This window comes from Pseudoxanthomonas sp. LjRoot125 (genome assembly GCF_964252705.1).
Classification (GTDB): domain Bacteria; phylum Pseudomonadota; class Gammaproteobacteria; order Xanthomonadales; family Xanthomonadaceae; genus Pseudoxanthomonas_A.
The window spans coordinates 2807308-2824769 of the sequence record NZ_CAXUOY020000001.1; the positions used below are offsets into that span (position 1 = coordinate 2807308).

Consider the following 17462-nt stretch of genomic DNA (forward strand, 5'->3'; position numbering starts at 1 on the left):
GCTCCGGGAGAATATGCGAAGGTATACGGACGCAGAACTGCGGTTGCGGACACGTGAATTCAAGCAACTGCCTGACTACGTGGTTCAGCTTTCCCTTCTTTCCGACGAATGACCGAGACCGATCCCCACCTCACGTATCGCGGACGCTTCGCGCCCTCGCCTACCGGCCGCTTGCATTTCGGCTCGCTCGTGGCCGCGCTCGGCAGCTGGCTGCTCGCGCGCCATCACCGTGGGGAGTGGCTCATCCGCGTGGAAGACCTCGATCCACCACGCGAGGTCCCCGGTGCTGCCCAGGCGCAGCTCGCGACGCTGGCCGCGTTCGGCATGACCTCCGATCTGCCCGTCGTCTGGCAGAGCCGGCGCCATGACCGTTACGCCGAAGCGCTAGGACAGCTCCTGGCTGATGGTGCCGCCTTCGAATGCCGCTGCAGCCGCACCGACCTGGCGGCCGTCGGCGGCATCCATCGCGTCTGCGTCGCCCACGACCCGGCGCGCCCGCCCGCCATTCGCATGCGGGTTGCCGACGACAGTCGCGTGGCTTTCGCTGATGGCCTGCAGGGCTTCGTGGAACAGGCCGTGGACCGGGAGGTGGGCGATGTCGTCCTGCGGCGCGCGGATGGCTTCTGGGCCTATCAGCTCGCCGTCGTGGTCGACGACGCCGACCAGGCCATCACCGACGTAGTGCGCGGCGCGGACCTGCTCGATTCCACGCCCCGGCAGATCCTGCTGCATCGCGCCTTGGGCCTACCCATGCCGCGTTACCTGCACCTGCCGCTGATCGTCGATGCGGACGGGCAAAAGCTGTCCAAGTCCATGGCCGCGCTGCCGATCGACAATGACACCCCGCTGCCTGCGCTACGGGCTGCGTGGACGGCACTGGGCCAGCCCGCCGGCGCGCTGGCCGATGCTCCGTCGGTGGCGGCGGCACTCGCGTCTGCGCAGCGGCATTTCCAGGCGGATGCGCTGCCGAAAGTGACACATATGACGTTCGCTGCAGCGCACAACAAACCTGTCGCAGGCGCTGTCTAGAATCGAGGGGCCGTCGGCTTGCGACGGTCCAAGGAGATCTCCCACATGACAGCGCGCGTCGCCCTGGTCACCGGCGGCACCGGAGGTATCGGTACCGCCATCTGCAAGAAGCTGGCCGACATGGGCCACAAGGTCGCCACCAATTACCGCAACGAAGAGAAGGCGCGTGCGTGGCAGGCGCAGATGAAGGCCGATGGCTATGACATTGCGCTGGTCAAGGGCGATGTGACGTCGCCCGACGAAGCTCAGGCGATGGTGAAGGAAGTCGAACAGACGCTCGGTCCGGTCGAAGTGCTGGTCAACAACGCCGGCATCACCCGTGACGGCACCTTCCACAAGATGTCGGCCACGCAGTGGGGCGATGTCATCAACACCAACCTCAACTCGGTGTTCAACGTCACCCGTCCGGTCATCGACGGCATGCGCGACCGCAAGTGGGGCCGCATCATCCAGATCAGTTCGATCAACGGCCTGAAGGGCCAGTATGGCCAGGCCAACTACGCCGCGGCAAAGGCCGGCATGCACGGCTTCACCATTTCGCTCGCACGCGAGAACGCCAAGCTCGGCATTACGGTCAACACCGTCTCGCCCGGCTACGTCGCCACCGACATGGTGATGGCGGTGCCGGAAGAAGTACGCGCCAAGATCGCCGCCGACATCCCCACCGGCCGCCTGGGCAAACCGGAGGAGATCGCCTACGCGGTGGCGTTCCTGGTGGACGAGCAGGCCAGCTGGATCACCGGCTCCAACCTGGATATCAACGGCGGTCACCACATGGGCTGGTAAGCCCACCCGCCGAGCCTAGACCGTTTCCCACGACGCCCCGCAAGGGGCGTCGTCCGTTTCGATGCTGCGCAGCATTTTTCCTTTGCCTGAACAGGGAGTCCCTGCCTTGTGGCCTGTTGCAAGGGCTGTTGCGCTGCGTCATGCTGCCGCCATACGCGTTTAGAGCGAAGACTCAATGGCTGCGATCCGCATCATCAAGAAGTACCCCAACCGTCGTCTGTACGACACCGAGATCTCCAGCTACATCACCATCGAGGACGTGCGCCAGCTGATCGTCGACGGCGAGGATTTCGAAGTCCGCGACGCCAAGACCGGTAACGACCTGACCCGCACCGTGCTGCTGCAGATCATCAGCGAGCAGGAGCAGGACGGCGAGCCGGTCCTCTCCACCCAGCTGCTGAGCCAGATCATCCGTTTCTACGGCGACTCCCTGCAGGGCTTCATGGGCAACTACCTGGAGCGCAGCATGCAGCTGTTCATGGAGCAGCAGCAGCAGTTCCGCAGCCAGATGGGCAACCTGCTGGGACAGACGCCGTGGACCATGATGAACCAGCTGACCGAGCGCAACCTCGAGCTGTGGCAGGAGTTCCAGCGCAACCTCAGCGGCGGCCTGGGCCGCCCGACGACGGTCAAGCCTAAGGAACAACCGCAGCGCGAGACGCCCAAGACGCGCGCGCGCTGAAACACCCTGTAGTGAAACCCGGCCCGCGCACGTTGCGCGGGCCTTTTTTTAGTCCGCGACACAGGAATTCTTCATGACGCAACGCATCGCGGTGGTCACCGGTGGCCTGGGCGGCCTGGGTTTGGCGATCAGCCAGGCACTGACGCGTGCAGGACGCAAAGTGGTGGCTGCCGACCTTCCCACCTCGCCGGAGCGCCTTGAGCGCTTTCGCGCTGAAACTGTTGGCCTCGACATCGAACACGCCGCCGTCGACGTCGCCGACTTCGATGCTTGCGCCGCCTTCGTCCAAGGCGTCGAAGCGCAGCATGGCGCGCTCGACATCCTGGTCAACAACGCCGGCATCACCCGCGACGCCACCCTGCGCAAGATGGACAGGGCGCAATGGGATGCCGTGATCGGGGTGAACCTGGACAGCGTGTTCAATCTCTGTCGCCACGTCGTGGACGGCATGCAGGCGCGCGGCTTCGGCCGCATCGTCAACATCAGTTCGGTGAGCGGCCAGACCGGCAACTTCGGCCAGGTGAACTACGCCGCGGCCAAGGCCGGCCTTCACGGCTTCTCGATGTCGCTCGCGCGCGAAGTCGCGCGCAAGGGCGTCACCGTCAACAGCGTCTCGCCCGGTTACGTGGAAACCCCGATGACGGCCGCCATGCCCGGTGAAGTGCGCGAGCGCACCGTCGCCTCGGTCCCGGTGGGCCGCATCGGCCAGCCGGACGACATCGCACGCGCGGTCGCGTTCCTCACCGCCGACGACGCGGGCTACATCACGGGCGCCAACCTGCCGGTCAACGGCGGCCTGTTCATGAGCTTCTGACCGGAATCCCGGTCCCCCGCCGACACACCTATCGAATCCACACGAGGCTCCCGCATGAAACTCACCCCTCCCACCTTCGGCGTCTGGCTGATCGCGCTGCTGCTCGGCGGCGGCGGCATCGCCGCCAAGTTCGGCTACGTGCCGGTACTGGCACCGCACGCGTTCTGGCTGGTGGTCGCCGGCTTCGGCTTGCTGGTCGCGGCGACGGTCTTCAGCAAGCTCTGAACACACCGGCTATGCTTCCGGCGCCGACCGTCGGGAGCGCACCATGAATCCGTTCGCGTGGTTTCTGGGCGATGTGCTGACCAGGCCGCGCCTCGTCGTCCCGATCTTGCTGGGAATCGGGACAGGCGTGGCCCTGTTCCACCTGACGGGCAAGGAACCTTCCTCTGCCGCCATGGCGCTCGGTTGCGCGGCGCTCGGCCTGGTTGCCGGATTCGTCCTGGAATACCTGCGCGACACGCCGCGCGATCCGCTGGACTGACCCCTACTCCATCTCGAAACGCTCGAACGCGATCTCCAGCGTCTCGAACAGCGTGTCGCCCAGCGCCGCGTCCATCGGCGAAGGCGTGTACGCCGCCGGTCGCGCCCGCAGGAAGCGCCAGCGCATCACCGGGTTGCCCTGCTCGTCCAGCAGCGTGATAGCGACGGTGCGTCGCGCGTCGCCGCCGTTGCGGGCCTCGTCCCACCACCGGTACCACGCGAGCGAACCGATCACGCCCCGGCGCAGCACCAGGTTGTCGTAGTGGGTCAGCGTGGACAGCTTGGTGGCTTCCAGCGTCTTGTCGTTGCCGTTTCGGTATTCGTTGACCTGCAGCCGCGCTTCGGGAAACAACACCTCGGCCACGCCCCCGTCAGGCCCGTCGCCCAGGCCGAGGTCGACGAGGAAGTTCATTCCGGCATACGGGCGATCACGCTGGACGGGCATGGCAGGGGTTCCATGTGGGAAGGGAGATGTACCCGCATGGGGAACACTCTCTTCCAACGCGATCCTTCGCCCGCAGAGGTCAGGTCGCCTTCGCCTGCCCGATCCACAACCGATTGCCGTCCGGATCGTCGATCCGGAACTCGCGCATGCCGTAGAACGTCGTATCCAGCGCGGGCACCTCCAGGCCGTTCGCACGCGCCTGCGCGTGGAAGGCATCGAGATCATCGGGATACAGGTACAGCACGGCCCCGCGCGGCGCGTCCGGATTCACGTTGATCGACTGGTCCAGCATCACGCGGCACTCGCCCCAGCGCAGCTTCGCCCAGCCCCAATCGTCGCGTCGGTCCTCGACCATGAAGCCCAACTGTTCGTAGAACGCAATCGCCCGCGGCAGGTGGCGGACGGGTTGCATGGGGATGATGTGGGACATGGACGTCGCTCCTTACGGTCGCCCTACTCCGCCGCCCACACCACATCGACACCTTCGGACTCGCCCACCGCCGTGCGCAACAGCGCGACGAAATCAGCACTCGCGCCCAGGCTTTCCAGCGCATCGATGGCGGTGTGCTCGACGTAGTAATCCTGGTCCTTGGAGGATTCTTCTTCCATGTAGTCCACCAGCATCTGGAAATCCGCTTCCGAGATGTTGCCCAGCGTGCGGCCACTGTCCTTTTCCGACAAACGAATGCTCATGCGGTCTTCCTTTCCTAGAACGTTGGAGTGATTGTCAGCGCCGCGCGCCGTCGGCGCCCTTGCGCAGGAAGGCGGCCAGCCCGCCCAGTTGCAGGCCCTGCACCTTGTCCACGACGGGCGCGAATGTGCTCATGTCGTCCGGCGTGTAACCGCCGGCGCGGTACCACAGAGTAATGCGGGTGCCGCCTTTCTCTTCGACGAAGCGCCATTCCAGCGCGCCGTCCAGGCCCATGCCCTGCAACGGGCCGAGGCCGCCGGTCATGCGCATCAGCTTGCCCGGATCGGTGAAGGTCACCGTCATGTGCCAGGCCTGCTGCGCGCCGTTGATCTCGCAGAAACAGCCGCCCACCTTGTCGCTGATGGACAGCTTCGACGCATCGCCCCACCAGGTGTGATCGGCTGGCCACCAGCGGCCGACATCATTCACCAGCGCCGCATAGGCCACCTGCGGGCTGACAGGCACCCATTCGGAGTTCTCGACGGTGAACCCATTCGGCTTCGCGTCCTTGATCGCCGCCTGCGCCGGCGCGCTGACCATCGCGACGGCCAGCAGGAATGCGCCGGCCAGCGCCTTCACTTCGCCGCTCCCTGCGGGCAGAACTTCGCGCGGTAGGCCATCGCCTTGGGCATCAGCGCGGTGAGGTTCTGGATACGCGTGCCGGGATTCGGGTGGGTGGACGAGAATTCCGGCGGCGCCTGCCCGCCGCTGGCTTCGCTCATGCGCTGCCACAGCGGCACGGCTTCCTCCGGGTTGAAGCAGGCCGCGGCGGCCAGCATCAAGCCCACTTCATCGGCCTGCGTCTCGTGTTCACGTGCATACGGCAGCAGGTAGCCATAGCCCATCGCCGCCATCACCATCTGCTGCTGTTGCGGATCCATGCCACTCATCGCGCCGGCCATCTGGCCGATCTGGGTGAGCTTCTGCTGCGACATGCGCTGGGCGCCGTGGCGCAGCAGCGCGTGGGCGATCTCGTGGCCCATCACCACGGCGACGGCGTCGGCGTTCTGGGCCACCGGGATCAGCCCGGTATAGACCGCCATCTTGCCGCCGGGCAGGCAGAACGCGTTGGCCTGGTCGGACTGGATGACATTGACGTCCCACTCGAAGGACTTCCAGTTGCCGCTGGGCTGGGTGCCTTTCTCGGCCGCGATGGCCGCTTCGACCTCGGGGATCTTCGCGATCAGGCGCTGCGCGATGGTGCGCACCTGCTGGGCGATCTGCGAATTGGGATCGACCGGCTGCTCCTGCTGCAGGATTTCCTCGTAAGCCTGCAGGCCGAGCGCCTTCTCCTCTTCCACGCCGATCGAGTTGTCGATCAGCACCTTCTCGCCGGTGTAGGGATCGACGACGCGGTTGTTCAGGTAGTAGCAGCCGCCGTAGACCAGGAACCCCAGCAGGATGATCCAGCGGAGGTTGCCCAGTCCGCCGCCCCGCCGCCCGCCGCCCTGCCCGTACTGCGAGCGCCCGTAAGGATCTTGCCTCATCACCCTCTCCCTGGCGGCTAGATGCCGCGAACGACGCGGAAACCCACCCGCGCATTAGTCATATCCGAATCCGATGACGAACGCCATGCGGCGCGCACCTGCGCCGGCGAACTGGCCCAGGAACCGCCACGCACCACCCGCGACCGGCAGCCGGGATTGAACCACGCCGCACCGTCCGCCGGCGCGCGGCGGTAGCTGGCGTGCCAGCAGTCGCCGACCCATTCGCTGGTGTTACCTTCGAGGTCCTTCAGGCCGAAGGCATTGGCGCGGAACCGTCCCACCGGTGCTGGCCCCCAGTAGCCGTCGCCGTACGCGACGAAGGCGTTGTTCCAGTTGCGGCCGCTGGGGGAGCGATCGTTGCCCCCGGTCAGGTTTGCGACGCCGCGCGGGGGCTGGCCGTTGCCCCACGGATAACGGCCTTGCTGGCCACCGCGCAGGGCGTATTCGTACTCGGCCTCGCTGGGCAGGCGGTAACCGTGGCCCGTCTGCCCCGCCAGCCACTCGGCATAGGCTTCGGCGTCGTACACGCTGACATGCAGCACCGGCATGTCGTCGCTGGCGGGGTCGCCGGCATAGTCGGATTGCCAGTCCACGCCGCTGCGCCGCACGAAGTTGCCGCTGCGCTCGTCATAGACCACGGAATGACCGCGTCGGGTGGCGCGCGGCCGGTACTGGGTAGCCTGTACGAAGCGGCGGAATTCGCCGACCGTCACCGCGTGCCGCGCCATCGCGAAACCACGGTCGAAGCGGACGTAGTGCCCGGGCTTCTCGGCATCGGCCGCATCGGCTTCGTCCTCCGCTGCCCCCATCAGGAAGCCACCGTGCGGCACCACCACCATCTCGGGCCCGCGGCCACCGTGGTGGAGCGCATCGGTGAAGGCCTGGCCCGGACGGAACAGCCCGTAGTACGTGGCCAGGTCGATGCGCTGGCGGAGGTCGGCGGCAACGCGGTTGCCGGGCTCCGCGATGCGCAGCACCTCGGCGAGCTTCACGCGCGCCGCCTTGATCCCTTGTGGGGTGGCGATGTCGCGTACACCGGCATCGCGCAGTTCGATGATGCGGGCGATACGGATGGCCTCAACGCGCATGCGGGCGTCGGCCACGGTCTGCGCGTCTTCGCGTACGCGTGCGGCGGCGTCGAGCCAGCGCTTGGCGGTATCGAAATCACTGGCGTTCGCGGCGTCCTCCGCACGACGGACCAACGCGCTCTCCACCGCAGCCACGCCCTGCATCGCGCGTGGCTGGCCGGGCTTCCACTTCAGTACTTCGCGGAAGCCCGCCAGGGCGCCACCGCCCTCCTCGCCCAACCGCCCCTCCCGCAAGGCGCGCTCGGCGGCCACGTTCAGGCGCGTGAGCTGGTCGGCATCGTCCACACGCGAGAGGTAGGCGGTGACGGCCGGATCGGCGGGCGCCAAGGTGCGCGCCACTGCGGCGATCTGGCGGGCGCGGCGCAGGGATTCGGTACGATCCTCCGCGTGGCGCAGCGCCTGCGCGCCCTGTTCCAACAATGCATCCAGGCAGCGCTCCAGGCCCGTCTTGGCGCGCGCATCGGTCGGCTCAAGACGCTGCAGCGCAAGGTAGAGCGGGATCGCATCATCGGGACCGTCGAACAGACGCCCCTCCGCCAGCGCGGCCGCGGCGCGCTGACGCGCGTCGGTCGCGTCTTCGGCGGTCAGTGCGACGGCGGGCGCTCGCCACGTCAGTTCGTCCATGCCGCTGTCGTCGCCGCTGACGGTAACGCGCGGCATGCGCACGCTGTCGCCGGCAGCCTGGGCCCCTTGCGGCGCTTCGTCGTCGCGCGAGCATGCGGCCAACCACGGCAGTGACATCAACAAGGCGAGAAGGAGCGCGCGCAAACATCCTCCGTGAAGGGAACAACCGGCCCCCGTGAGAGAATGCCGGCCAACAGACCGGCACACGATACTGTCAGAGCCGGGACCTTGGGTTATTTTCACCCGACTGAGCAGACGACGCATCACGCGGAGATTACGTTGCCCCACTGGATAGACACCCCCGCTGCGCTGGATGCGCACCTGCAGCGCCGCCCGACACGGATCGGCCTGGATACCGAGTTCGTCCGCGAACGCACCTTCTGGCCCCAACTCGCGCTGGTGCAGATCGCCCTCGACGACGATGTCCTGCTCGTCGACCCGCTGGCACCGGGCATGACCGCTGCCTTGCGGCCCTGGTTGGCCGATCCATCGATCACCAAGGTGATGCACAGCGCCAGCGAGGACCTGGTGGCGTTCAAGGTGGCCTGCGGCGTGCTGCCGGCGCCGCTGTTCGACACCCAGATGGCCGCTGCCCTGGCCGGCGTGGCGGCCGGCATCGGTTACCAGAAGCTGGTGGAGCGTGTCGCCGGTGTCGTATTGCCGAAGGGCGAGACGCGCTCGGACTGGTTACGCCGGCCACTCAGCGAATCGCAGCTGCACTATGCCGCCGACGATGTCCGCTACCTGTTCGCCGTGCACGATGCGCTGCGGACCGAACTGGTTTCCACCGACCGCTTGGGTTGGCTGGAAGAAGACTGCACGCGCTTCGTGGAGAACGCGGCGCAGGACGAAGGAGAGCGCTGGCCGCACCTGTCGATGCGAAGCGCGCAGTTCCTGGATGCCGATGCACAGCGTCGACTGGTGCGCCTGCTGCGCTGGCGCGAAGTGCAGGCACGCGCGAGCGACAAACCCCGCAGCTGGATCCTCGACAATGAACTGGCTGTGGCGTTGGCGCGCACGCCACCGATCGACAAACCGGCGTTGTTGCGCTTCTTCGACACCCAGCCCAAGGCTCCGCGCAAGCTGGCGGACGCGATCTGGCAGGCTCTGGACACCCCGTTGGACGACGAAGCCGACATGCCGGTGGCCCGCAATGCGACTGACGGCGACAAGGCCCGCCTAAAGCGCCTGCAGGATGCCGTGGCCCAGCGCAGCAGCGAACTTGGGTTGCCCGACGGCGTGCTGGCATCGCGTCGCTACCTGGAAAGCCTGCTGGACTCGGGCCAGTGGCCGGCCGCGCTGAGCGGCTGGCGCCGGCGCGAACTGGAACCGGTCCTGGCGCCCGTGCTGGACGGCACAGGCTTGGCACAGCCAGCGGCTGCGGGCTAGAATGGCGCCGCTTGTGGGGCCATAGCTCAGCTGGGAGAGCGCGTCGTTCGCAATGACGAGGTCGGGAGTTCGATCCTCCCTGGCTCCACCAAATACAAAAAGCCCCGCTCACGCGGGGCTTTTTTTGTTTCCAGTCGTCCAACGATCCTGCAATGGACGCCCTTGCAACAGAACCCGCTCGACGGTCGTGCCGTCCCCTACGCAGGAAACGGGTTCGGCCTGAATGACCTCACCGCGCGCCTTTCTTTTCCTGCTTGTCTGCCCGCTTTTCCTTCAGCGTCTTGGCGGGCTTCTTCTTCTGCTCTTTCTTCTTGTCCAGGCCCTTGGCCATCTCCGTATCCTTTGGTGGGTGTCGACGACGGCATGATGGCATCTGGGTCGCACCGACGCGAGCGCCGGACGCACCGCCGCTTGGCGTCCAGCACCAGGATGAGGTTGGGAGTTCGATCCTTCCTGGCTCCATCCTCCCTACGAAAGGCCGGGCGAATGCCTGGCCTTTCCGTTTGCGCCGTCCACCGGTTCCCAAAGAAAAAGCCCGCCGGCAGGACGCCGACGGGCTGGGAGAGCAAGGTATCGCGTGGATCAGAACTTGTAGTTGACGCCCAGCAGGTAGGTACGGCCCCACTCGACGTATTCCAGCGGACGGTCCTTGGTGCCGGCGTAGGTCTGGTAGGCCTCGTCGGTCAGGTTGCTGACCTGGAACAGGAAGCTCAGACCGCCCAGTGCGTGGCCCTCGGGGAAGGAGTAGCTGACCTGCGCATCGGTGAGGTCTTCGCCGACCACGTAACGCAGCGTGCGGTCGCCGTCGAAGTTGCCGATCTCGCCGATGAAGTCCGAACGCTTGCGCTGGCTGACGCGGGCTTCGAAACCGTTGCGCTCGTAGTACACGGTCAGGTTGTACGTACGCTCGGACAGGCCCGGCAGCATGATGTTCTGGCTGCCCACGCTGTTGGTCGAACCCGGCGGCGGCGGAATGGTGATGTCGCTGTCGTTGAAGCCGGCGCTGGCGACGACGCCGAAACCTTCCAGCGTATCGGTGAACAGATCCAGCGGCAGCGATGCGGTGAGTTCCAAACCCTTCAGCGTGCCGCCCTTGCCGTTGTACGGCGCCGTGAAGCGGCCGGTGCTCTGTGTCGGCGGCTCGCCCGGGCCCGGCACGTAGTCCACGAGGAAATCGCTGAAGTCGAAACCGTCGCGCGATTCGGTGTAGATGTAGGTACGCAGGTCCTTGTAGAAGAACGAGGCCGCCACATAGGCCTTGGTGCCGAAATACTTCTCATAGGAGAGGTCGAACGCATAGGCACGCCACGGTTCCAGCTCCGGGTTGCCGCCGCTGCCACCGGGTTCGCCGGTCGCCGTGTTCACGCCGAACTCCAGCGAGGCGCGGAGCTCATCCACGCGCGGACGTGCGACCTGCTCGGCCAGGCCGACGCGGATCGTCTGTTCCGCCGGCAGCGAGAACGCCAGGTTCAGGCTGGGCAACACCTCGGTGTAGGTCTTGCCGCGCTCCACGGGCTGGACGTTGCTGCCGGCCGGCTGGGTGCTGTCCCAGTAGCGCGACTTCGACGACTGATCCACGTGCTGGACCTGCACGCCGATGTTGCCGCGCACGGGCACCGAACCCCACTCGGTATCGATGTTGGCGCGGGCGAAACCGGTGGAGATCTTTTCGTTGACATCCCACGCCTTCGGGATCAGGTAGGACAGGTTGTCCACCGGATTGAAGGTCATGTAGCGCGCGACCGCGGCCGGCACGTTCCAGGACGGGATGTAGCCGATGCCGGCGAAGCGGAGGTCGACCAGCCCGTACTGCAGGTCGGACGCGATCGAGGTGATGCCCTGCGCACCGAGGTTGATGTTGCCCTCGGGCTGGCGCTTGGTCTTCTCGCGGTCGGCGTAGTTCAGGCCCACGTCGAGGTCGGAGAACCAGCCCAGCGCCTCCGGCAGCGGGAACGACGCCATCAGCTTCACGCCCTTCAACTCGTCCTCGACCTTCGGCGTCTTGCCATAACCCGAGCCGTAGATCGTGTTGGCCAGGAAGAGTTGCGAGGGGTCGGAGTAGTCGAAGCCCGGATTGATCTGGGAGAAGCCGCCCGAACGGAACGTCAAGCCCACCGAGTCCAGCTGCGGCGCAGGCAGGCGCTGGGTGTTGTTCTCGAGGCTGATCTCGTCACGCTTGGTCTTCGACCAGCTGACGTCTGCGACGACGCGGACCGAACCGGCATTGAACTCGTTGTTCCAGCCGAACGCGTTGATCTCGTCTTCGCGGTAGTTGTACATGCCGCGCACCAGCGGGTACACGTTGTTGGCGGTACCGCCGGTGAACGTGTTGTTGCCGTTGATGATGGGGTTGTCGACGTCCAGGCGGCCGTAGTTGCCGTTGTAGTCGCCGATATGCACTTCGAACTGGTTCGCGGTGCTGACCTGCTCGGCTTCCGAATGGAACACGTCGAGGGTGCTGGTCCAGGCATTGGACGGGCGGAACTGGAACGTGGCCATCACGCCGTCGCGCTTGGTCTCGCCCGTGCGACGCAGCGCCTTGATGCCGTCCGAGTAGTACGTGCCTGCCGGCACACCCGGGCGCCAGTTGTCGCCGATCGCCTGCCACGGCTCGTACAGGCCTACCTGGTTCTCCTGGATCGGCGTGGTCGCATGCGAGTAGCCGATCGAGAAGCCGAACGTGCGCGCTTCGTTCTGGGTGATGTAGCTCGCGTTGATGCGCTCGCCGTAGGCGGACGCATCCGCCGCGTTGCCCAGCGAATTGCGCTGGCCGCGGATGCCGACGGCGCCGACCGGCGCATCGAAACTCAGCGGGCGAACGGTCTGCATGTCGACGGTGCCGGACAGGCCCTGGCCGACCAGGCCGGCGTCGGGCGTCTTGTACACGGTCACGCCGCTGACGAGTTCGGACGGGTACTGGTCGAACTCGACGCTGCGGTTGTCGCCGGTGCTGACCATCTCGCGGCCATTCAGCAGCGTGGTGGAGAAGTCGGGCGACAGACCGCGCACGCTGATCACCTGCGCGCGGCCGGCGACGCGCTGCGCCGCCAAGCCCGGCAGGCGCGCGAGCGATTCGGCGATGCTGACGTCGGGCAACTTGCCGATGTCTTCAGCGGAGATCGCCTCGACGATGGAGGTGGAATCGCGCTTGACCGAGATCGCGCTCTCGATGCCGCGGCGGATACCGGTCACCACCACCGTGTCCAGCTCGGTGGCTTCGGCCTGTTCATTCGTTTGTTCGGCGGGCTGTGCCGTCTGGGCGTTGACGCCGGCAGCGGTGAGCGCGATGGCGGACGCCAACGCCGCGCTCAGCAGGTTGCGCTTGAGTTGCATGTTCCCCTCTCCAAGGACGTTGTATGCGGCGAACCGGGTACGTCACGCAATGCGATCGCCCGGGTCTTACACGTTGGGGCACGGGGCCCCGTAACGTGCGGCCATGGTAGTGGCGCGTGCAGCTGCACAAACCGGCCTGCATACGTATTCATGCATATTCCGCACAGTGGCGTAACACGCGTTCCGTACGCACGGACAGGCGCGCGTATGCGTGTCGCGAGAGACCGCGACATCGTTCAGAAAGGCGCCGGGACGAGCAGCCGCGTGGTGCGGATCAGGGCCGCAGCAGGAACATCAGCGGCACTTCGATGCGGTCGCGCCAGGCGGCTTCGTTGTGGGTCGCACCGAGGTAGCGATGGCTCAGCAGATCTGCGCCAGGACGATAGCCGCGTGCGCGCATCATGCCGTCGATGCGCTGCTGGTAAGGCTCGTACTGCGCGTCGATGGCTTCGGTGCCGTAGTCGAAGTAGAAGCGGTTGCCGCCGGGCGCAGGCAGGTGTTGTGCCAGGTAGCCCTCGACGATGCCGCCCGCGATCGGCCAGTGCGTGGACACGCACCCGGCGCCGCCGAACACGTCCGGATACTCCAGTACCGCATACGCGGAGATCAGCCCTCCCATGCTGGAGCCCATCACCGACGTATCCGCCGGACCGGTCAACGTGCGGTACTGCGCATCGATGAAAGGCTTCAGTTCGGTGACGAGGAACGCGAGGTAGTCGTCAGCGACGATATCGGAGGTCGGGAAAGGCGGATCGCCCGGCGAGGGAACGAACGTTTCGCCCGTGATGGCCCTGCGCGGCATGTATTCCTGCAGGCGCTTGGGCGTGTTCCATACCGCCACGACGATGGCGGCACGTGCATGTCCGTTGGCGATCAGGCGCGTCATCGCTTCATCCACGCCCCAATCCACATGGGTATAGGACGTGGAAGGGTCGAACACGTTCTGCCCGTCGTGCATGTAGAGCACCGGATACCGTGTATCCGACGCTTCGTCGTAGCCGGGTGGTAGCCAGACATCGACGTTCCTCGCGGCCACGCGGCGCGAGGGGAACTGCGCATGGCGCAACAGCGTGCCGGTGACGCCCTCTCCGGTCACCGCCTGTGCCGCAGGGACGGACGGCTGCTTCTGCTGTGCGTGCGCAGTTGAGGCCGAGACGAACAGCAGCAGCGCCACGCCAAACGTTCCCATCCGCATGTCCATCGTCGCGCCTCGTCGTTCAGTCGATGAGCGCGTAGTACACGCCACGGGCCGGCAGCATGAGCGTGCCATCCTGCACGATGCCGGATGGCAGGCCATGGCTGTCCACTGCACGCAGCGACATGCTTTCCGGCAGCGACCACGTGACGCGCTCTGACGACAGGTTGAACACCACCAGCATCGTGCTGCCCTCCATCTCGCGCTGGAATGCGAGCACAGGCTCCGGTGCGTCCAGGAAGCGGATGCTGCCCACGCGCAACGCGGGCTGGCCGCGACGCCATGCGAGGAATCGTCGTACCTGGTTGAGCACCGAGCCGGCATCCGCTTCCTGCGTGGCGATGCTGATCGCGCGGTGTTCGGCGGGAATCGGCAACCACGGATCTCCACTGCTGAATCCCGCCCGCTCGTCGTCCTGCCACGGCATCGGCGTACGGCACCCGTCGCGGCCCTTGAAGTTCGGCCAGAACGTCTTGCCGTAAGGGTCCTGCAGTGCTTCGTAGGGCACGTCGGCCTCGGGCAGGCCCAGCTCCTCGCCTTGGTACAGGCAGACCGAGCCGCGCAGCGAGCACACCAGCGCCACCAATTGCGCCGCCAGGGACGGCGACGCATCGCCGCGCCCCCAGCGCGTCACGGCGCGCTGCACGTCGTGGTTGGAGATTGCCCAGCAGGGCCAGCCCTCCACCATCGCCGCTTCCAGGCGCTCCACGGTGTCGCGGATATAGCCCGCCGTGCCGTCATCGGTCAGCAGCTCGAAGCTGTAGCCCATGTGCAGGCGCTGGTCGGTGACGTACTCGGCGGTGGTGGCGAGCGAGTCCTCGGAGGAGATTTCGCCCAGAGCGCCGGCGTCCGGATACTGATCCAGCAGTCCGCGCAAACGCTCGAGGAACCCGATGTTCTCCGGCTGCGTGTTGTTGTGGTAGTGGTACTGGTACGCATACGGATTGTCGGGGCTGAAGCCGCGCCCCACCCGCTTTTCCTTCGGCTTGGGCGGGTTGTCGCGCAGCTGCGCGTCGTGGAAGCAGAAGTTGATCGCATCCAGTCGCAGGCCATCGACGCCCTTGTCCAGCCAGAACTTCACGTTGTCCAGCGTGGCGTCCTGCACGGCCGGGTTGTGGAAGTTGAGGTCCGGCTGGCTGGCCAGGAAGTTGTGCAGGTAGTACTGCTCGCGACGCGGCTCCCAACGCCAGGCCACGCCACCGAACAGCGACATCCAGTTGTTGGGCGGCGTGCCGTCTTCCTTCGGATCCGCCCAGACGTACCAGTCGGCCTTCGGATTGTCGCGGCTTTCGCGGCTCTCCTTGAACCAGGCATGGTCCACCGAGCAATGGCTCAGCACCTGGTCGATCATGACCTTGATCCCCAGCGAGTGCGCTTTGGCCAGCAGTCGGTCGAAGTCGGACAGCGTGCCGAACAGCGGGTCCACGTCGCGATAGTCGGCGATGTCGTAGCCGAAGTCGGCCATCGGCGACTTGAAGAAGGGCGAGATCCAGATAGCGTCCACGCCCAGGCCCGCGATGTAATCCAGCTTCTCGACGATGCCCGGCAAGTCGCCGACGCCATCGCCGTTGGTGTCGAGGAAGCTGCGGGGGTAGATCTGGTAGATCACCGCGCCGCGCCACCAGTTGTTCTTCGTCATTGCAGCACCAGCTCGCATGCATGGCGCACCCCTCCGGTGCGCTCGGCGGGCGCCACTATTCCACGAGCCACGGATGCGCGTGGGCGCAAGGTGTCATGGGCGTGCATGAATACGTATGCATGCACGGCTCGCTTCCGGGGTTGCCTCGCTCTTCCGTCGCGCCGTTCGCGGATGATCGAAATCGCCGAAACCCAAGTGCCACAAGGCTCTCCGCCCTTCGCGACAATGCAATGACGAGAAAGTACCGCGCCTGGCGCGAGCCCCACGTTGTTTGCGGTGCAGCATGGAAACGCCTGCGCTTGCCTGCAAGATGCCGCCACGCCGCGTTCGCGCGCGCCTTCCGTCCACGTGCCACCAGGAATTCCTGCATGACCGCCAAGCCGCGCCTGTCCTTCTGGCAGATCTGGAACATGTCATTCGGCTTCCTCGGCATCCAGTTCGGCTTCGCGCTGCAGGGCGGCTTCATGTCCCGCATCTTCCAGACGCTGGGCGCGGAGAAGGACGCGTTGCCGCTGCTGTGGATCGCCGCACCCCTGACCGGCCTGCTGGTTCAGCCGATCATCGGCTATCTCAGCGACCGCACCTGGCACCCACGCCTCGGGCGCCGACGGCCCTTCTTCCTGATCGGTGCCATCCTCAGCTCCATCGCGCTGGTGTTCATGCCGCACTCGCCCACGCTGTGGATCGCGGCCGGCCTGCTGTGGGTGCTGGATGCCAGCATCAACATCAGCATGGAACCCTTTCGCGCGCTGGTGGCCGACAAGCTGCCCGAGGAGCAGCGCTCGTTCGGCTTCGTGCTGCAAACGCTGATCATCGGCGTGGGCACCTGGGTGGCCAGCAACCTGCCCTGGTTCATCACCCAGCTCGGCGTGCCGAACGAAGCCGGTCCTGGCGTGGTGCCGCCCTCGGTGAAGGTGGCGTTCGCTATCGGCGCGTTCGTGTTCATGGCCAGCATCCTGGTGACCATCCTCACCACGCCCGAGTACCCGCCGGACGATCTGGAGCGGTTCCGCGACGCGCAGAAGCGCCGTGGCAACTTCGCCGGCGAGATCGTCTACCACGTCGTCCACATGCCCGCGCAGATGCTCCGCCTGGGCCTGGTGCAGTTCTTCAGCTGGCTCGCGTTTTTCGCGATGTGGAGCATGGCCACGCCCGGCCTGACCGAGCACGTGTTCAAGGCGCCCGCTCCCGACCCCGCCGCCTTCGACATGGCCGTGCCCGCGCAGGCCACCGCCTTCCAGTCGGCCAACGCGGCGTTCCAGAACGCGGCGGACCTGGTGGGGTCGTACATGGGCTACTACGGGCTGTCGTCGATGCTGGTCGCCCTCCTGTTGAGCTTCTATGCGGCGCGTTTCCCGCTCAACCGCAAGGCGGTGCACGCCGCCTCGCTGATCCTCGGCGGCATCGGCTTCCTGTCGATGTGGTTCGTGCCCAGCCCGGCGTGGTTGATCGGCTCGTTCGCGCTCGTTGGCGTGGCCTGGGCCAGCATCCTGTCGATGCCGTACGCGCTGCTGTCCAGCCACGTGCCGGCGGAGAAGATGGGCATCTACATGGGCATCTTCAACATGTTCATCGTGATCCCGCAGATCGTGGCCGCCACGCTGCTCGGCCCGTCGCTGCGCACGTTCTTCGCCAACGAATCCGTCTTCGCCCTGGTCATCAGCGGCACCAGCCTGCTGCTCGCCGCCGCGGCGCTGGTCTTCGTGCGCGAACCCTCGCACACCTCCACCTCCCTTTCCTCGCAGGCGCATTGATGAAGCACGCCCACCGCTCCCTC

At 66.3% G+C, this 17462-nt stretch carries 17 protein-coding genes and 1 tRNA gene; 9 read left to right on the forward strand and 9 right to left on the reverse strand.

Going from position 1 to position 17462, the window contains the following annotated elements; translation table 11 throughout:
• The first annotated feature begins 108 nt into the window (after positions 1 to 108).
• From gluQRS to ACSION_RS12975, 6 genes are all read left to right on the forward strand, one after another.
• Entirely contained in the window at positions 109 to 1029 is a 921-nt protein-coding gene (gene gluQRS / locus ACSION_RS12950; RefSeq protein ID WP_435306227.1) for a tRNA glutamyl-Q(34) synthetase GluQRS, read from the forward strand.
• A 45-nt stretch (positions 1030 to 1074) separates the two neighbouring features.
• Positions 1075 to 1815, forward strand: a complete 741-nt coding sequence (locus ACSION_RS12955) for a beta-ketoacyl-ACP reductase (RefSeq protein WP_093486532.1) — start codon at positions 1075 to 1077, stop codon at positions 1813 to 1815.
• A gap of 175 nt (positions 1816 to 1990) precedes the next feature.
• Positions 1991 to 2497 carry a polyhydroxyalkanoate synthesis repressor PhaR gene (phaR, locus tag ACSION_RS12960; protein WP_093486534.1) on the forward strand — a complete coding sequence of 169 codons (507 nt, stop codon included), beginning with the start codon at positions 1991 to 1993 and terminating at the stop codon, positions 2495 to 2497.
• A 73-nt stretch (positions 2498 to 2570) separates the two neighbouring features.
• A complete protein-coding gene (gene phbB / locus ACSION_RS12965) occupies positions 2571 to 3311 on the forward strand; it encodes an acetoacetyl-CoA reductase (RefSeq protein ID WP_435306228.1) in 741 nt (246 codons plus the stop codon).
• Between the two features lie 54 nt (positions 3312 to 3365).
• Entirely contained in the window at positions 3366 to 3536 is a 171-nt protein-coding gene (locus ACSION_RS12970) for a hypothetical protein (protein ID WP_155944648.1), read from the forward strand.
• Between the two features lie 43 nt (positions 3537 to 3579).
• Positions 3580 to 3795: a hypothetical protein gene (locus ACSION_RS12975; RefSeq protein WP_435306229.1), complete on the forward strand. Its 216-nt coding sequence runs from the start codon at positions 3580 to 3582 to the stop codon at positions 3793 to 3795.
• Positions 3796 to 3798: 3 nt separating this feature from the next.
• Here ACSION_RS12975 and ACSION_RS12980 read toward each other — a convergent pair whose 3' ends face one another.
• From ACSION_RS12980 to ACSION_RS13005, 6 genes are all read right to left on the reverse strand, one after another.
• The gene (locus ACSION_RS12980; protein WP_435306230.1) at positions 3799 to 4239 is read right to left on the reverse strand and encodes a phage tail protein; all 441 of its coding nucleotides are present in this window, start codon (positions 4237 to 4239) and stop codon (positions 3799 to 3801) included.
• Positions 4240 to 4318: 79 nt separating this feature from the next.
• Positions 4319 to 4669, reverse strand: coding sequence for a VOC family protein (locus tag ACSION_RS12985; protein WP_435306231.1), 351 nt, complete (start codon positions 4667 to 4669; stop codon positions 4319 to 4321).
• A 23-nt stretch (positions 4670 to 4692) separates the two neighbouring features.
• Positions 4693 to 4932, reverse strand: coding sequence for a hypothetical protein (locus tag ACSION_RS12990; RefSeq protein ID WP_435306232.1), 240 nt, complete (start codon positions 4930 to 4932; stop codon positions 4693 to 4695).
• Positions 4933 to 4966: 34 nt separating this feature from the next.
• A complete protein-coding gene (locus ACSION_RS12995; protein WP_435306233.1) occupies positions 4967 to 5509 on the reverse strand; it encodes an SRPBCC domain-containing protein in 543 nt (180 codons plus the stop codon).
• Positions 5506 to 6417, reverse strand: a complete 912-nt coding sequence (locus ACSION_RS13000) for a M48 family metallopeptidase (protein WP_435306234.1) — start codon at positions 6415 to 6417, stop codon at positions 5506 to 5508. Before ACSION_RS13000 ends, ACSION_RS12995 begins: the two co-directional genes overlap by 4 nt.
• A gap of 17 nt (positions 6418 to 6434) precedes the next feature.
• Positions 6435 to 8246 carry a formylglycine-generating enzyme family protein gene (locus ACSION_RS13005; RefSeq protein WP_435306706.1) on the reverse strand — a complete coding sequence of 604 codons (1812 nt, stop codon included), beginning with the start codon at positions 8244 to 8246 and terminating at the stop codon, positions 6435 to 6437.
• 162 nt (positions 8247 to 8408) lie between these two features.
• Here ACSION_RS13005 and rnd point away from each other — a divergent pair, with 162 nt between their 5' ends.
• Entirely contained in the window at positions 8409 to 9518 is a 1110-nt protein-coding gene (gene rnd / locus ACSION_RS13010) for a ribonuclease D (RefSeq protein WP_435306235.1), read from the forward strand.
• Positions 9519 to 9533: 15 nt separating this feature from the next.
• Positions 9534 to 9609: transfer RNA gene (locus tag ACSION_RS13015), tRNA-Ala, on the forward strand.
• Between the two features lie 491 nt (positions 9610 to 10100).
• Here ACSION_RS13015 and ACSION_RS13020 read toward each other — a convergent pair.
• The 3 genes from ACSION_RS13020 to ACSION_RS13030 all read right to left on the reverse strand — a co-directional run bounded on the left by ACSION_RS13020 (position 10101) and on the right by ACSION_RS13030 (position 15685).
• Entirely contained in the window at positions 10101 to 12851 is a 2751-nt protein-coding gene (locus ACSION_RS13020) for a TonB-dependent receptor (RefSeq protein ID WP_435306236.1), read from the reverse strand.
• 274 nt (positions 12852 to 13125) lie between these two features.
• Positions 13126 to 14040, reverse strand: coding sequence for an alpha/beta hydrolase (locus ACSION_RS13025; RefSeq protein WP_435306237.1), 915 nt, complete (start codon positions 14038 to 14040; stop codon positions 13126 to 13128).
• Between the two features lie 28 nt (positions 14041 to 14068).
• Complete coding sequence (locus ACSION_RS13030) at positions 14069 to 15685, reverse strand: alpha-glucosidase family protein (protein ID WP_435306238.1); 1617 nt, start codon at positions 15683 to 15685, stop codon at positions 14069 to 14071.
• Positions 15686 to 16053: 368 nt separating this feature from the next.
• On the opposite strand from ACSION_RS13030, the gene ACSION_RS13035 reads away from it, so the two are divergent.
• Positions 16054 to 17439: an MFS transporter gene (locus ACSION_RS13035; protein WP_435306239.1), complete on the forward strand. Its 1386-nt coding sequence runs from the start codon at positions 16054 to 16056 to the stop codon at positions 17437 to 17439.
• Positions 17440 to 17462 lie beyond the last annotated feature (23 nt).

Bases quoted from the DNA above. Each gene is read 5' to 3' on its own strand.
- ACSION_RS12975 (WP_435306229.1), top strand. From the start codon at position 3,580: ATGAATCCGTTCGCGTGGTTTCTGGGCGATGTGCTGACCAGGCCGCGC.
- ACSION_RS13005 (WP_435306706.1), bottom strand. From the start codon at position 8,246: ATGTCACTGCCGTGGTTGGCCGCATGCTCGCGCGACGACGAAGCGCCG.
- ACSION_RS12980 (WP_435306230.1), bottom strand. From the start codon at position 4,239: ATGCCCGTCCAGCGTGATCGCCCGTATGCCGGAATGAACTTCCTCGTC.
- ACSION_RS12990 (WP_435306232.1), bottom strand. From the start codon at position 4,932: ATGAGCATTCGTTTGTCGGAAAAGGACAGTGGCCGCACGCTGGGCAAC.
- ACSION_RS13035 (WP_435306239.1), top strand. From the start codon at position 16,054: ATGACCGCCAAGCCGCGCCTGTCCTTCTGGCAGATCTGGAACATGTCA.
- ACSION_RS13000 (WP_435306234.1), bottom strand. From the start codon at position 6,417: ATGAGGCAAGATCCTTACGGGCGCTCGCAGTACGGGCAGGGCGGCGGG.
- ACSION_RS12955 (WP_093486532.1), top strand. From the start codon at position 1,075: ATGACAGCGCGCGTCGCCCTGGTCACCGGCGGCACCGGAGGTATCGGT.
- ACSION_RS13020 (WP_435306236.1), bottom strand. From the start codon at position 12,851: ATGCAACTCAAGCGCAACCTGCTGAGCGCGGCGTTGGCGTCCGCCATC.
- phaR (WP_093486534.1), top strand. From the start codon at position 1,991: ATGGCTGCGATCCGCATCATCAAGAAGTACCCCAACCGTCGTCTGTAC.
- phbB (WP_435306228.1), top strand. From the start codon at position 2,571: ATGACGCAACGCATCGCGGTGGTCACCGGTGGCCTGGGCGGCCTGGGT.
- ACSION_RS12985 (WP_435306231.1), bottom strand. From the start codon at position 4,669: ATGTCCCACATCATCCCCATGCAACCCGTCCGCCACCTGCCGCGGGCG.
- ACSION_RS13025 (WP_435306237.1), bottom strand. From the start codon at position 14,040: ATGGGAACGTTTGGCGTGGCGCTGCTGCTGTTCGTCTCGGCCTCAACT.
- ACSION_RS12970 (WP_155944648.1), top strand. From the start codon at position 3,366: ATGAAACTCACCCCTCCCACCTTCGGCGTCTGGCTGATCGCGCTGCTG.
- ACSION_RS13030 (WP_435306238.1), bottom strand. From the start codon at position 15,685: ATGACGAAGAACAACTGGTGGCGCGGCGCGGTGATCTACCAGATCTAC.
- gluQRS (WP_435306227.1), top strand. From the start codon at position 109: ATGACCGAGACCGATCCCCACCTCACGTATCGCGGACGCTTCGCGCCC.